The organism is Paenibacillus sp. J22R160, from assembly GCF_059692135.1.
In genome coordinates this window covers 418,394-433,154 of record NZ_JCAUAU010000002.1, presented here as the reverse complement: position 1 = coordinate 433,154, position 14,761 = coordinate 418,394, and the positions used below count along the sequence as shown (strand labels likewise).

Below are 14,761 nucleotides of genomic sequence, written 5' to 3'. Positions count from 1 at the left end.
AGTCCCCCTAGAATTAAATTATTGTAACTTCTGAATTCGTTCCCATTGGTTCACAATGTCCGTTACACGAACTCCGAAGTTTTCATCGATGACAACGACTTCGCCTTTGGCAATGAGCTTATTGTTTACTAAGATGTCTACCGGTTCACCTGCTAGCTTATCCAACTCAATAATCGATCCCTGGGAGAGTTCCAAGATGTCTTTAATCACCTTGTGCGTTCTGCCTAATTCTACAGTTACCTTCAGTGGTATATCTAGTAGTAAATTCAGGTTCGTATCATCCGCATGCCCTAAAGCACCAGATTGTAAATTTCCAAACTGCACAGGTTGGACATTGACATTGCGATTTGGCATCCCGCCGTATGCAGCAGGTGGCTGCTGATACACGGGTTGCTGAGGCGGATACATAGGCTGCCCCATTGGCGGCTGCATTGGTGGCTGCATAGGCTGTTGGTACATTGGTTGTTCATACACAGGCTGCTGTTGTTGATACATAGGTTGCTCATACACTGGTTGAGCAGCTGCAGGGGGCGGTGAATGTACTTCCTGCGTAGGCACTGGTGAAGGCGCCGGCGCTTGTGCAGCAGGTGCAACTTCCATAGAAGAATCAGAATCGCCACCCATGAGGATCGACACCATTTCTTTGGCGAAAGGAACAGGTAATAATTGCATGATATTAGAATCAATAAGGTCACCAATGATAAGTCGGAACGATATCTTTATAAATACGTCCTCGTCAGGTAGTTTTCCTTCTCCTTTCGACAAATTTAATATGTCGATTCCTGGAGGTGAGATATTGACAAATCGATTAAATATGGTAGACATCGATGTTGCCGAAGATCCCATCATTTGATTCATCGCTTCTTGCACCGCACTAATGTGAATTTCGCTAAGATGTTCATCTCCGCCAGTTCCGTCTCCACCCATCATCAAGTCAGCAATAACTTGGGCATCGCGCGTTTTGATCACTAACAGGTTAATGCCATCGAAGCCATCCACATAGTTGACATGAACAGCTACATGCGGTTTTGGAAATTGCTCTTGCAATTCATCTTTACTGATAATCGATACTTTCGGCGTCGTGATGTCGACTTTTTTTCCAAGCAAGGTAGAAAGAGCTGTAGCTGCACTACCAAACGTGATGTTACCAATTTCACCTAGTGCGTCTTGTTCTAATGAAGATAAAAAATCTTCAACTTGAGGAGACCCATGAAAAGAAGAGGCTGAACTATCGTCCGAAGACTGTCTCAACAAAGCATCGATCTCTTCCTGGGACAAATAATCTCTATTATTCGTCATAATCTTCTTCTCCTTCATTTACGATATCTGTAATTTGAACAGCCATCTTTCCTTTTAAGGTACCAGGGCTACCGAGATATTTCAGCTTCTCGCCCACTTTGACTTGAAGCGATTCTTCGACGGATTTTTGCAGAGGGATAACATCGCCGACCGTTAAGCCTAAGAAATCTCGAATTGAAATTTCGGACGAACCCAATTCTGCAATGAGGGGCAGCTTGGTTTTTTCCAAGCGGGATTGAAGTGCTTCCACTTCTTCAGGTGCTCTCGTCTTCTTCTGTGAAACGAACCAATGATGCACAGAAAGTCGAGGCATAATTGGCTCGATAACCACATGCGGAATGCATAAATTAATCATCCCTGTCGTATCACCAATTTTGGTGCTCAATGAGATCAGTGCGATCGTTTCATTGGGGGAAACAATCTGCATAAACTGTGGATTTGTTTCAAGTGCCTCTAATCTAGGCTGAATATCAATAACTGTTTTCCATGCCTCTTGCAGGCTGTCGAAAGCCCGGCTAAAAATACGTTCCATTACAATCGTTTCAATCTCAGTTAAAGCATTAATCTTCGTAGGGGTTGTACCCGCACCACCTAACAAACGATCTAACATAGCAAATGCAACATTGGGATGAACCTCAAGCACCATCCGACCCTCTAAAGGCTCCGCTTCAAAGATGTTCAAAATGGTCATTTTCGGGATCGAACGAATAAATTCATCGTAAGGCAATTGTTCAACCTGAACCACACTAATTTGTACAAACGTACGGAGCTGCGCTGAGAAATATGTTGTTAGGAACCGCGCAAAGTTTTCGTGAATTCGAGTCAAGCTTCGAATATGATCCTTAGAGAAGCGCACAGCCCTTTTAAAGTCATAAGCCCTTACTTTCTTCTGCGTCTCTTCTTTTTTAAGTTCATCCGCATCCATTTCGCCAGAGGACAATGCCGCCAACAAGGCATCGATCTCATTTTGCGACAAAACATCAACCATTAGAGTCACCTCCTTTTAGCAAAATCAATAGCGAATTTATTGAAGCACTTTATCAGTTATCCAAATTTGTTTTATCTTACCTTCGTGAAGCAATGGGTTTAATTTGTTCATTAACGTAGCCGTTAAATTATCTGACCCTTTACTTCCTTCGATTTGTTCCTTCGTTAGATCTCCAAGCGTTTGAACAATCGTCCCTTTCACTGCGGAGTCCAACAAGCTGTCAAATTCAGCCTTACTTTTTGAGTTTTCTAGTTCAAAAGCGAAACTAATTTTAATGAAATTTTGGCTACCTGATAAATTGGTCAAAATATCTTTGATGATTGCCGTGTTTGCCTTAACTGCTTCAGCAGATGGTGCTTTCGTCGGTTTAACACTAGCTACAGCATCTTGTGCTTGTACCGCAGGATCTTTGGATTGATTATTCTTCTCCATAAAATTCCACAAAACGAATGCAGCGGTCAAAATTAAAGTGATTGCAATTAAAATCGATACAATTAGTATAAAAATTTTATTCTTAAACAATTACGAACCCTCCGCATCCTTTGACATAATCGTCGCTCGAACTGAGCCAATTTCCTGCATGTAGGTCCGCACTAAGCTTACCACAACCTCTGCCTTCTCAAGAACTGTGATTTTCTTGCCTGTAGTCAAGGTAATCATGGTGTCTGGCGTCTCTTCAATCAATTCAATCAAAATCGCATTAAGGATGATGGCTTTACCGTTTAAACGAGTGAGAGAAATCATGCTTCTCCTCCTGCATCAGGATAAGGGGAGACTAGCTCCCCTCTGTCATTTCAATGAAAATTAATGTTTAAGATTAACGACCTCTTGAAGCACTTCATCTGACGTTGTGATAATACGGGAATTAGCTTGGAAACCACGTTGAGCAATAATCATCTCTGTGAACTCACCAGTTAAATCAACGTTAGACATTTCTAATTGGCCAGAAATCAGTGTTCCTGTCCCGGTTTCTGTATTACCAGGGGCATCAATTACAATCGCACCCTCCGGATTAGCATTCGCTGTCATACGGTACAGATTGCCGCCAATTTTCTCTAGGCCAGATGGATTCACAACTTTAATAACACCAATCTTTTGGCCAGTTGCTACTGTTGCACCTGTGGAGTCAACACCGATGATATCACCGTTTTGAGAAATGGAGAAGGATACGATATCTTCTGGAATCACGATTGGACCAGCACCTTCAGCGCCCATAACATGTAGGCCTTCAGCATTCACAAGGTTTCTAGTAGGGTCTAATGTAAAATTTCCAGATCTCGTCAAATATGGAGCATCTGTTTGTTCAGTAGTTCCAACTGCAAAAAATCCATCGCCATTAATACGTAAATCGGTAGGAACATTCGTCGTCATCGCGCTACCAGCTGTATGTATGGTGTCAATTGAAGCCAAGCTTACTCCTAAACCAACTTGCTGCGCATTCACACCGCCACGGTTCTCGTCAGCAGCACTTACGCCGGAAACAGTTTGGCTAAGGATATCTTTGAACATAACGCGGCTGCCTTTAAATCCGATGGTGTTTACATTTGCGATATTATTACCGATAACATCTAATTTCGTTTGAAAACCACGCATACCTGAAACACCAGAGTACAAAGATCTTAACATCTTACTAGCCTCCTAATCGGATTAAAATAACGTATTTCATGAGCTGCTTCCTTCGATCCACAGCTCCAGGCTTCCTGTAAGGTCGAGCCCTTTTATGAAGATATAATAATTGCACTGTCTATCTGTGTAAAAACATGTTCATTCATCGCGTTTCCATCAAGCGCCGTAACAACAGTTCGGTTAGGAACATTGACAATCAATGCATTTCCGCCTAAAACCATTAGGGCATCCTTAGCACCTTTTGCTGCTACCTTATCAATTGCTTTGCTAAGACTATCTAGTTGTTCCGGCTTCAGTTGAATGCCTCTCTCTTTCAGCCTAACTTCTGCATGATGACTGAAACGAACAAATTGCTCCTGAAGAAGCTTCTGAAATGTAGGATTACCGGATGTGGATACCGGTTGCTGTACAGGTGTTCGTCTCGTAGACGCAGGAGAAACCGCATTAGGATAAAGCTGCCCTATGGATATTCTCTCTGTCATTTGGTTTCTCCGACATCCTCAATTTTCTTGAGTTTATCCAGAGAAATTTCAACTCCCTTCACATTGGCAAATTGATTTCCGTCTTTGAACGTAATGGAATCAACAACGCCTGACTTTTCGACAGTCGCTCCAGTAGAGTCCATTTCATCCCAAGTGATCGATTTGCCAATCAAACCTGAAACAAATCCTAGTGATTGACGCATTAGTTTCATTTCACCAGCCATATTGGTCAACTGCTCAACGGAAGTGAACTGAGCCATCTGGGCAATGAACTCTTTATCTTGTAATGGTTGTGTTGGATCTTGATTCTGAAGCTGGGTAATTAGGATTTTCAGGAAATCATCTTTACCTAATGTATTGTTGTCTTTTTCTTTCGTTTTAGCATTTTTACCTGTATTGATTAAATCTGAAACGTTACCTACGATGGGATTAGCAGCCATACTTTCACCTCCAACTGCATCAATTCGACTTACTATTAGGCAGTTACGTCAAAGGAATTGCCATGAATAGCCGGTTTAACTTGTGCCACGGCATCAATTTCTTGATCGAAATCCACTGATTCGACCTCAAAGCTGCCGGAATTGTTCTTATTTTGTCGTTGAGACTGACCAAAAGTTTGCTGTTGACGATGTTCCTGAAACATACTGGATTGCATGTTTTGGCTTTGTGTAACTTCAAGCTTTTCAACTTGCAAACCTTGTGTTAGAAGTGCTTGTCTCAGCTGTGGCAGCTGATTTTCCAGCATCTGCTTAGCTGCTGCGGATTCGGCTGCAAACTGTGCAATTAGCTGACCATCATGCATCGATATTTTCACATCGATATGTCCCAGATTTTTAGGAAACAACGATAACTTAGCTTCTGAGAACCCGTCAGCAAGAGTGATCTTCATGTTTTTCAGCACATGTTCAGTCATTTCTTCAGCGAAATTAGCAGCATTCATCATTGGAGCAACTGTTTTATCAACAACCGTCTGCGACTGCTGCGTTCTTTGCAAATCAGCGATCGTAACAACTGAGTTAGTAGTAATTTCAGAATCTGTTGGCAGATCTACAAGATTTGGCACCGTATCTCCTGATGTAGAAGATGCATCCACCTGCGCGGTTAGAAAACCGCTTTTTAGAGCAAGAAGCTCCAATTTTGACTTTGCAGGTTGTACGATAGTCACGGAGTTCATATCAAAGTTCTGATCTATTGTTTTTTTACTGCTTAACTTGTGATGATTTGGTTTATCAGTGGAATTGACTTCCTTCTTACTCCCATTCATCAAACCTTCCATTGCTTCAGTAGCCTTCTCTTTAGCAGCAACATCCAAAGTTTGGCCCTTCAAACTTGCCATCAACTCGGGTAGTAATGGTTGGATGACGTTCTGAAGATCTTGATTCAGAAACTTCACAATCGGGTTGTCAGGCTGCTGCTTTGACAAAGATGCTAATGCTAGCAACGTATTTTGAGCTTGCAGGTTTGAGACGTCCGTAGTTGTTTGAAGTTGTAATGCACTTGGGAGAGTAACCAATGGAGTTGGTTGTGCTCCGCTTAGCGTTTGCAGAAGTTGCTCTGCTTCTTCAAACCATTGCTGAACCTTTGGATCCTGCAATAACTGCTCAGCAAGTGTTGGATTACTATTCATAGCCTCCAAAACGACTTCAGAAAGTGGCTGCTCTTCTGTCTTTACATCCTGTACAGCAGCTCCTTGCATAGGTGCTACCAAACTCTGAAGCATTTGGAGCAACATGCTTAGGGAAAGTGCTTGATCAGCAGAATTTGCTTCAGCATTCTCAGTGTTATCTTGAGATAATTGACCATCCAAGACTTGATTGAAGCCGTCTTTAGAAGTTGTTCCTTTCGCACCCGCCTTATTCGTCGAAGTGGAAGCAGGGTTTGCAGTAGGTGTTGTCTGCATTTGTACATCCATCTTAATTATTCACCTCCCTCCTAAGATCAACATCAGTTACTGAACAAGTTTAGCTGAAATTGAAGCAGCAATTTCCTTATTCGCATCAGACAATGCTGACATCACTTTGGAACGGGAAGCATTATCCATGCCACTTAAGATGGCTAATACTTTCTCGGGATTTGATTTATTCATTTCAATTAACACGTTTGAAGCACTTTTGGGAGTCATATTAGCAAATGTTTGACCCAAATCCGATTTACTGACAGATGTCGTTGCTTTTGCTGTGCTTGCCCCATTCGTTGCTAATCTTTCTTGTAAAGCGGCAATCTCTTTATCTCTTACAGGAATAATATCTTTAAGTCCCATCGATGCTTCGGCCGCTTTAGTAGCATCCATTTTCTCCAGGATAGCCCCGCGGCTGTCCGCTTTCATCATGGAGAAGATAAGCACCATTTCTTTCGGCGTAAGAGCTTCAATGATTGGAGCCGCTTTACTCGGTGTCATTTTTGCATACATATTGGCAAGCTGGGTAATTTGATTCGCATACTCTTCTTCTGTTTGCGTCTTGTCTTTCAACTTTTCTTCAAGATCAGTTATCTTAGCTCCTGCTTCTTTGAGTGATTGATCCTTCAGCTCAGTTGTTGTTTCAGCCTTCTGCAAAGCGGACTGAAGTTCTGCCAATTTGGCATTTAACTTCGTAATCTCATCATCCTTGGTTTTGATGCTTTGTTCAGGAGTTGTCTCTTTAGCAGATCCGCTCACAACACTTTTTTCTTTGGGTGCAGGAACAATGGCTCCAACCACCGGAGTGTTATGCAACGCTTTCTGGATACTGCTCTTGATATCATAATCAAAGATTGACAGCAACACGAAAAGCAAGACAGCCGTAAACACAAAGGGGATGACAAACCATATCAGAAACCGTTCCAGCGCACTATAAGATGCACCTTCAATGCTTGTATCGGCCATCTCCTTGTTCCTCCTTTACCTTCCTCAATACGAGAGTCGTTTGAACCGGTTTGTGGCCATTTCATCCAGAGCATCTTGCTCTTTTTTGGCGACAAAGGATTGAAATTGGCCGAATGCCTTCTCCCTAGCTTTCGACCACACCTTCTCATCGATCATTCTTTCCGAAAGATGTTCCTGCTTCTTGAGCACGATATGCTTAGCTTGCTGAACATCTTGATGTTTACGTGCAATTTGCTGGTCTACATGATTCATATAAGTCTGCAGCATAAGCATCTTAGCTATAGATACTGAATCGCAAGAGGCTGTCACCATTTCCTGATGCAGGTTCTCTTTTTGTTCAAACAATCCATGTAAATTCGTTTCTTCGTTCCGTAGTTGACCCATTGCCTCAGATAAAATCCATTCTGCCTGTGTTCGTTCATTGTTTTTCAAATCGACAATTTGCTGGAAAGAATAACGAAATTGCATTTAGGACCCTCATCCCTTATAAAATTCGTGAATCAAACGTTCTTGAGCTTCTTCATAGGTTAGCTTTTCACTTGTTTTTTGCTTTGTGAAATCCCATATGGCTTCAATATGATCCATTGCAACATCAATATTAGGATTAGAACCTTTTTGGTACGCCCCAATATTGATTAGGTCTTCCGAATCTTTATATATAGAGAGAAGTCGCTTTAAGTGATCAGCAGCTTCCATGTGTTCAGAAGGCACAATTTCTTTCATTACACGGCTTACGCTGGACAAGACGTCAATGGCAGGGTAATGACCTTTGTTGGCAATGCTGCGGTTTAGGACAATGTGTCCATCGAGAATCCCTCGCACTGCATCAGCAATTGGCTCGTTCATATCATCGCCGTCGACTAGCACCGTATAAAATGCAGTAATGGATCCTTTCGGCCCAGTACCTGATCGCTCTAATAGACGCGGTAGCATGGCAAAAACCGAAGGTGTATAGCCTCTCGTTGCTGGAGGTTCCCCTACAGCAAGGCCAACCTCACGCTGTGCCATTGCAAACCTAGTGACAGAATCCATCATCATCATCACATTCAGGCCGCGATCTCGAAAATATTCAGCGATACTTGTCGCAATCATTGCTCCTTTGATGCGAATAAGCGCAGGCTGATCAGATGTTGCAACGATCACTACTGACCTTGCTAGTCCTTCAGGACCTAGATCTCTTTCAATAAAATCCAAGACCTCTCTGCCCCGTTCACCGATAAGTGCAATGACGTTAACATCTGCAGATGTATTACGGGCAATCATTCCCATCAGCGTACTTTTTCCAACACCAGACCCTGCAAAAATACCAACGCGCTGACCTTTACCAATTGTCAATAATCCATCAATGCATCGAACACCAACAGAGATTGGATTCAGCACTCGCGGGCGAGTTAGCGGGTTACCCGGCGCATTATTCGTAGAATATTGCGCCATTCTTGAAGGAAGAAACGACCCATCTAGTGGTTGTCCTAATCCGTCTAATACTTTACCAAGAAGCTCATGGCCTACTTGAACAGTAAGTGGTTTCCCTGTACCTACAACATCACATCCAGGTCCGATAGAATCCAAATCGCCAAGCGGCATCAACACCACTTTATTGCTGCGAAAACCAACGACTTCCGCTTTTAATGGCTTATTGGATTTATGCGGGTAGATGTAACAAAGGTCGCCAATGCTCACATCTGGCCCTTCTGATTCAACCGTCAATCCGATCACTTGTGTTACTTTTCCATTAACACGAATGGGATCGATGGTATGCAAGTGCTCTATGTATTTATCAGCTTTTGGTAGTGCACTGTTCATAATCCTGTACCCTCACTTTGAGTGGCCAACTGTTGCAGTGCAGATTTGATCTCTTTCAACTGTGTATCGATTCGGGCATCAATGCTTCCAAAAGAAGAACGAATCACGCATCCGCGATCTTGTACGGTAGTATCAGGAATAATCTGTAATTCAGCCTGCGAGTCTATAGATGTTAGCAACTCTTCTCGGGCATCCTGAATGTAAGCGAATTGCGAAGGTGCTACACATAAAGCAATGATCCCTTTTTCGCGCCTACGCGACAGAACGGTTTGAATCAACTCAACGACCCATTCTGGATTTAAAGTTAACTGTTTACCTATGACTTTTTCTGCTATCGATGTGCTTAGTTCTATCAAAAATGGCTCGGATTCCTGAATGATCTGTTGTTTAAGTTTGTATGATTGCTCTAGAATACCTTGAGCTTCCGTTAGCATTTCACTGTATTCCTGTCTAAGCGCTTCTTCAGCTTGAGCGATCCCTTGTTGGTAGCCTTCTTCATAACCAGCCTGTCTGGATAGGGCGATATGCTCTTCATCTTCTGCACGGCGTGTTTGCCACCAGCTATTAATTTCTTCCTGCGTTTGTTCTCGAAGTGCCGTGCATTCCTGCATGGCCTGATGGATTTGCTCATTAGCAAAAGCTTCGGCATCTTGAAGAATTTGATCTTTCAAATTCGTTGCTTCGGTTAATTCCTGTTGTTGTTCAGGAGTTAGCTGATTACTTGCATCAAGATTTTCGTTCAGGAATTGAAAGGGTGAGATCGTTTCGACCAATTTCTTATCATCTACAGCGTAATAAGCAAATGATTTAATGATATTAGACAATAATATCGTCTCCTCCACCACGTGCAATGATGATTTCACCTGATTCCTCTAGGCGGCGGATTGTTGCAACAATTCTCGTTTGTGCTTCTTCAACGTCACGCAAACGGACAGGACCCATAAATTCCATTTCTTCCTTGAACGTATCTGCCATCCGTTTGGACATGTTTTTGAATAGAACATCACGAACTTCTTCGCTTGCAACTTTGAGTGCCAGTTGTAGATCGGCATTTTCAATATCACGGATAATTCGCTGAATAGAGCGATTATCAATATTAACAATATCTTCGAAGACAAACATCCGTTTCTTAATTTCTTCAGCCAATTCAGGATCTTGAATTTCAAGAGAATCAAGAATGGTCCGCTCTGTCCCTCTATCAACACCATTCAAAATTTGAACGATAGATGCAATACCACCAGCATTTGTGTAGTCTTGTGTAACTGTAGAAGAAAGTTTTTGCTCCAGTACACGTTCTACCTGGCTGATCACTTCTGGAGAAGTACTGTCCATCAATGCGATACGCTTAGCTACATCTGCTTGTTTTTCTTGTGGCAATGAAGACAAGATGATAGAAGCTTGATCTGCTTGCAAATAAGACAAAACTAATGCAATGGTTTGCGAATTCTCGTTTTGAATAAAGTTAAGAATTTGAGCAGGGTCTGCTTTTCTAGCAAAATCAAAAGGTCTCACCTGCAGAGTCGCTGTCAGACGGTTGATGATATCGAGTGCTTTCTGAGAACCAAGGGCCTTCTCCAAGATATCTTTGGCGTAAGCAATACCGCCTTGAGAAATGAACTCTTGTGCAAGGCAAATCTGATGAAACTCAGAAAGAATCGCTTCTTTTTCGAAAGAATCTACTTTCCTTACATTCGCAATCTCTAGTGTTAACTGCTCAATCTCTTCTTCTCTTAAATGTTTAAATATTTGAGCAGACACCTCAGGGCCTAAACTGATCAAAAGAATGGCTGCCTTTTGTCGTCCGGTTAACCCGTTTAGAGCAGCTTTGGCCATACAAGTGCACCTCTATTCGTCTACTAACCAAGTCCGAAGCAGATTGACAAAGTCTTCTGGTCGCTTTTTCGCAAGAGTTTCTAACTGCTTACGTACTTGATTGTCATTAGTAACATTTTCAATATCAATCGTTGGAAGTTCAGCTTTACTTGATGCAATGTTCAGATCTTGTTCCAGTAATTGCTGTGCAGCTTTTCTGCGTTTTCTAATTGCAAATCCAGCAATCGCACCAATAGCAAGCGCCGCTAGTGCCAATCCAGCGTAAGTTAAGTACGTTGTTGTTTTGGAAGCTAGTGTATCCGTAGGGCGTGCAAAAGAATGTGCAAGAACTGTAACTTTTTTCTGTAATTCATCGTCTGTATATGTAGCCTTGTTATCTGCTAGTGCGGTCCTAACAATACTAACCAAAGCGGTTTGCACAGCAGTTTTAGTTTCAGCAGTCAAAGAAGTCGGATCATCTTTAACCGGTGGTTCAATTCCGACATTAATACTTAGATCTTTTACTATGTACGGTGTCGCAACAATGTCATTCGTAATCCGATTCACTTCGTAATTTACTGTCTTCGTGTTTTTCTCTGTATTCGATTTCCCTGAGTTTGACGCTCCTGGGTAACCAGGTACATCCGTCGTGCCAGTACCAGGAACGCCGCCAGTATCTGCACCATTATTTTGGTAAGACTCACTAGCTTCCTGCAAGGAAATTTCCAAGCCCTTTTGATCCACTTGATTTGGCGCGGAGACGAGCTGTTCTTTACTCTTCTTTTGATCAAAGTTCATGGTAGAGAATACACTCACATTTACTTTGTCTCGTCCAAACATAGTTCCCAGCATGTTCGTAATATTTCTCTGCAGATCTTTTTGAAACTTATCGTTAATGTCGGACTGACTAGTCACTAAGCTCGAAGAGGACTGGCCTCCTGATTTGGAAGAAACTAAGCTTTGCCCGTACTGATCTGAGATGGTGATATTCTCAACAGGAAGATTTTTGATACTGTGTGAAACCAAGTTATAGATGGTATCAATTTTACCTTGATCGAGTATGTAGCCTTGTTTCATTTGAAGAACAACGGATGCTGTAGCTTTCTCTTCCTGCTGTTGCAAGAAAGGTCCATCTTCCGGAAGTGAAATAAGAACCTTTGAACCTGAGATGGCTTGATTGGAATTAATAAGCTGCTGCAACTCACCTTGAATCGCGTTCAAATATTTCACTTTAAATTCGTTATCTGTGATACCAAATGAACTACTGTTGCTAAAAGCACCGAATCCTAGAGAACCATTCTTATTTAATCCTTGTGACTCAACACCGAGTTTCACATTTGCAACTTCACTTGTCGGCACTTCGATGCTTTTACCATCAGCACTAAGCTTGTATGGAATCTTAGCTGTATCTAGATAACCCTTGATTGCAGCCGCATCACTAGGTTGAAGTTCGGTAAATGCTAAGGAATATTCCGTCTTAGATAAATTAACACTTATAATTGCAGCAGTCAGAATTAGAAGGACAACCGTTGCAATAAATGTTATTTTCGTTGTTCTACTATATCGATTCCAATACTGTTTTACTTTTCCCCAGTACTGGAGGAGATTCTCATTCACTCCGTCACCCCATCGAATCAAAGTTTTAGCAGCATCTCGTTAATTACAGCTGCATTCTCATCATTTCTTGGTAAGCTTCAAGGACTTTATTTCTAACCTGCACCGTAAGTTCCAGGCCTAACGATGCTTTCTCGGAAGCAATTGTGAGCTGATGGACGTCTGAAAGCTCTCCTTTAATGAAACTTTGATTAAGTTGATCAACTTGTTGTTGTTGGTTATTTAAATTCGTCATCGCTTCATTTAGAAAAGAGCCGAATTGTTTACCAAGGTCTGCAGCACCTTCACCTGAATTGTCTTTGGGTTGAGCTGAGCTCATGATATTTAATGGACTATAACTAATTTTGTCAATCATGCTGCAACCTCCCGTTTCATTATCTACCGATCTCTAATGCCTTTGAAATCATTGATTTGCTTGCATTTAGCGCGGTTACATTGGCTTCATAAGATCTTGTGGCCGAAATCATATCAACCATCTCTTTAAGCACGTCAACATTGGGCATGTAAACGAACCCACTTGCGTCTGCATCAGGATGTGAAGGGTTATATACTTGTTTAAGCGGCGACTGATCCTCGAAGATTTTGTTAACGCGTACTCCTTCGCCTGTACCATCTGCCATAGCCGACTGCAAAGACTGCGCGAAACTCGGTTGTGACTTCGTTTCAAATGCAACTAACTTCCTCGTGTAGGGAACCCATTTCCCGTCTACAAATTTAGCACGCGTTGTATCCGCATTAGCAATATTGGATGAGACGACATCCATTCTTAAACGTTGTGCAGTCAGTGCTGATGAACTGATGTCAAATCCGTTAGTGAGCCTCATTTGTTATTACTTCCCCCCTAATACTGTGCGCATTTTTTTGAATTCACTGTTCATTTGCTGAATCATTGTATTGTATTTCAGTTGGTTTTTAGCCATTAAAGACATTTCATAGTCCATATCGACATTATTCAAGTTATTGTTAATCGCTGTCGATTCATCGGTTTTAATTTCTGAATTCGGTAAATTTCTCGATTTGCCTATAAAGAAATGCTTAGGGTTTGTCCGATAACCTTCTATAGAGGGCGTTGATGAATTCATTTCACCTTGCAATAGCTCTTCAAACAATACATCTGACCGTTTAAAGTAAGGTGTGTCCACATTGGCGACGTTGTTCGCTACCACTTTTTGTCTAAGTGTCGAAGCATCGAGCGAACGCTCCATCAAGTTCCAACTGGGTTTGTCCAACAAAGACATACACGTTACCCCCTTTCAATAGTGTATTCGACATTATACTTCCACAGAGAAAGTATGTATTCCTTCTTATTTCGACATTATTTTCACAAAATAAATAGAAAAAGTTTCCTGTTGTAGAAATTTGTAAGTTCATTACCTTTCTAATCATCTAAGATATTAGCTTAAGTTACAATAAGAAAAAAGCCCTATCTTTTTATCAGACAGGGCTTTTCAATAGTACCAACTATAGTTTCGTCTTGATCTGTTCGATGCTTTGTATTAATTGTTCATTTAAAATTCGGATATAAGTGCCCTTCATACCAAGCGAGCGTGTCTCTATAACTCCGGCACTTTCCAGCTTACGAAGTGCATTCACGATAACAGAACGCGTAATTCCTACGCGATCAGCGATTTTACTCGCGACCAAAAGCCCTTCTTTTCCATCCAATTCCTCGAAAATATGCTCTACAGCTTCCATTTCGCTAAAGGATAAAGACCCTATTGCTACTTGAACGACAGCTTTACTTCTTGCTTCTTCTTCGATTTCTTCCGCTCTTTCTCTCAAGATCTCCATAGCGATTACTGTCGAACCATATTCAGCTAATATTAAGTCATCATCAATAAATAAGCTTTCATTGCGGCTTAAAATTAATGTTCCTAACCGATCGCCACCACCAATAATGGGCACCAGCGTCGTGTGCGTATAAGGGAACATGTCTTTCATTTGCTCCGTATAGTAAAAATAGGGGCTGCTTTGTTCTGAAGTCGATGTCGTTTCCTCTATCTTCAATAGAAGATTATTGGATTCAGATGGAAATCTACGTTCAAGCAAAATCGCCTGATTCATTTCAGTTGAAATGGGATCATTCGTTGTTGCATAACCTAGAATCTTCCCTTTACGGCTAACAACATAAATATTTGCGATTACAATATCACGAAGAACTTCTGCCATATCCATAAAGCTAACCGCATTCCCTGCTTCCTTTTGCAGCAATCGATTTAGCCTTCTTGTTTTGTTTAATAAACTCATGTAACTGCCTCCTACTTACGTAACCCT

General features: G+C 41.7%; 18 protein-coding genes. All 18 read right to left on the bottom strand.

Annotation, left to right across the window (positions count from 1 at the left end):
* Window positions 1-18: 18 nt before the first annotated feature.
* Entirely contained in the window at window positions 19-1,299 is a 1,281-nt protein-coding gene (gene fliY / locus AC58UW_RS05560) for a flagellar motor switch phosphatase FliY (RefSeq protein WP_497419694.1), read from the bottom strand.
* Entirely contained in the window at window positions 1,289-2,287 is a 999-nt protein-coding gene (fliM, locus tag AC58UW_RS05555) for a flagellar motor switch protein FliM (RefSeq protein WP_127451064.1), read from the bottom strand. The genes fliY and fliM overlap by 11 nt, the downstream gene beginning before the upstream one ends.
* A gap of 36 nt (window positions 2,288-2,323) precedes the next feature.
* Window positions 2,324-2,809, bottom strand: a complete 486-nt coding sequence (locus AC58UW_RS05550; RefSeq protein WP_497419693.1) for a flagellar basal body-associated FliL family protein — start codon at window positions 2,807-2,809, stop codon at window positions 2,324-2,326.
* Entirely contained in the window at window positions 2,810-3,031 is a 222-nt protein-coding gene (locus AC58UW_RS05545; protein ID WP_497419692.1) for a flagellar FlbD family protein, read from the bottom strand. It abuts the gene before it with no gap.
* Window positions 3,032-3,091: 60 nt separating this feature from the next.
* Window positions 3,092-3,913, bottom strand: coding sequence for a flagellar basal body rod protein FlgG (flgG, locus tag AC58UW_RS05540; RefSeq protein ID WP_497419691.1), 822 nt, complete (start codon window positions 3,911-3,913; stop codon window positions 3,092-3,094).
* A gap of 92 nt (window positions 3,914-4,005) precedes the next feature.
* Window positions 4,006-4,395 carry a TIGR02530 family flagellar biosynthesis protein gene (locus AC58UW_RS05535; RefSeq protein WP_497419690.1) on the bottom strand — a complete coding sequence of 130 codons (390 nt, stop codon included), beginning with the start codon at window positions 4,393-4,395 and terminating at the stop codon, window positions 4,006-4,008.
* Window positions 4,392-4,835, bottom strand: coding sequence for a flagellar hook capping FlgD N-terminal domain-containing protein (locus tag AC58UW_RS05530; RefSeq protein ID WP_497419689.1), 444 nt, complete (start codon window positions 4,833-4,835; stop codon window positions 4,392-4,394). The genes AC58UW_RS05535 and AC58UW_RS05530 overlap by 4 nt, the downstream gene beginning before the upstream one ends.
* Before the next feature lie 35 nt (window positions 4,836-4,870).
* Window positions 4,871-6,307 carry a flagellar hook-length control protein FliK gene (locus AC58UW_RS05525; RefSeq protein ID WP_497419688.1) on the bottom strand — a complete coding sequence of 479 codons (1,437 nt, stop codon included), beginning with the start codon at window positions 6,305-6,307 and terminating at the stop codon, window positions 4,871-4,873.
* 36 nt (window positions 6,308-6,343) lie between these two features.
* A complete protein-coding gene (locus AC58UW_RS05520; protein ID WP_497419687.1) occupies window positions 6,344-7,258 on the bottom strand; it encodes a MotE family protein in 915 nt (304 codons plus the stop codon).
* A gap of 24 nt (window positions 7,259-7,282) precedes the next feature.
* A complete protein-coding gene (gene fliJ, locus AC58UW_RS05515; protein WP_497419686.1) occupies window positions 7,283-7,726 on the bottom strand; it encodes a flagellar export protein FliJ in 444 nt (147 codons plus the stop codon).
* A gap of 9 nt (window positions 7,727-7,735) precedes the next feature.
* On the bottom strand, window positions 7,736-9,061 hold the full coding sequence (gene fliI, locus AC58UW_RS05510; RefSeq protein WP_497419685.1) for a flagellar protein export ATPase FliI: 1,326 nt from the start codon (window positions 9,059-9,061) through the stop codon (window positions 7,736-7,738).
* Window positions 9,058-9,885, bottom strand: a complete 828-nt coding sequence (locus AC58UW_RS05505; RefSeq protein WP_497419684.1) for a FliH/SctL family protein — start codon at window positions 9,883-9,885, stop codon at window positions 9,058-9,060. The genes fliI and AC58UW_RS05505 overlap by 4 nt, the downstream gene beginning before the upstream one ends.
* On the bottom strand, window positions 9,878-10,894 hold the full coding sequence (fliG, locus tag AC58UW_RS05500) for a flagellar motor switch protein FliG (RefSeq protein ID WP_497419683.1): 1,017 nt from the start codon (window positions 10,892-10,894) through the stop codon (window positions 9,878-9,880). Before fliG ends, AC58UW_RS05505 begins: the two co-directional genes overlap by 8 nt.
* A gap of 12 nt (window positions 10,895-10,906) precedes the next feature.
* Complete coding sequence (fliF, locus tag AC58UW_RS05495; protein WP_497419682.1) at window positions 10,907-12,490, bottom strand: flagellar basal-body MS-ring/collar protein FliF; 1,584 nt, start codon at window positions 12,488-12,490, stop codon at window positions 10,907-10,909.
* Window positions 12,491-12,533: 43 nt separating this feature from the next.
* The gene (gene fliE, locus AC58UW_RS05490) at window positions 12,534-12,842 is read right to left on the bottom strand and encodes a flagellar hook-basal body complex protein FliE (protein ID WP_497419681.1); all 309 of its coding nucleotides are present in this window, start codon (window positions 12,840-12,842) and stop codon (window positions 12,534-12,536) included.
* 19 nt (window positions 12,843-12,861) lie between these two features.
* Window positions 12,862-13,311, bottom strand: coding sequence for a flagellar basal body rod protein FlgC (flgC, locus tag AC58UW_RS05485; protein WP_497419680.1), 450 nt, complete (start codon window positions 13,309-13,311; stop codon window positions 12,862-12,864).
* Window positions 13,312-13,317: 6 nt separating this feature from the next.
* Window positions 13,318-13,725 (bottom strand): flagellar basal body rod protein FlgB, encoded by a 408-nt coding sequence (gene flgB / locus AC58UW_RS05480; protein ID WP_497419679.1) that lies wholly within the window; start codon window positions 13,723-13,725, stop codon window positions 13,318-13,320.
* Window positions 13,726-13,948: 223 nt separating this feature from the next.
* The gene (gene codY, locus AC58UW_RS05475; protein WP_497419678.1) at window positions 13,949-14,734 is read right to left on the bottom strand and encodes a GTP-sensing pleiotropic transcriptional regulator CodY; all 786 of its coding nucleotides are present in this window, start codon (window positions 14,732-14,734) and stop codon (window positions 13,949-13,951) included.
* Between the last annotated feature and the right edge of the window lie 27 nt (window positions 14,735-14,761).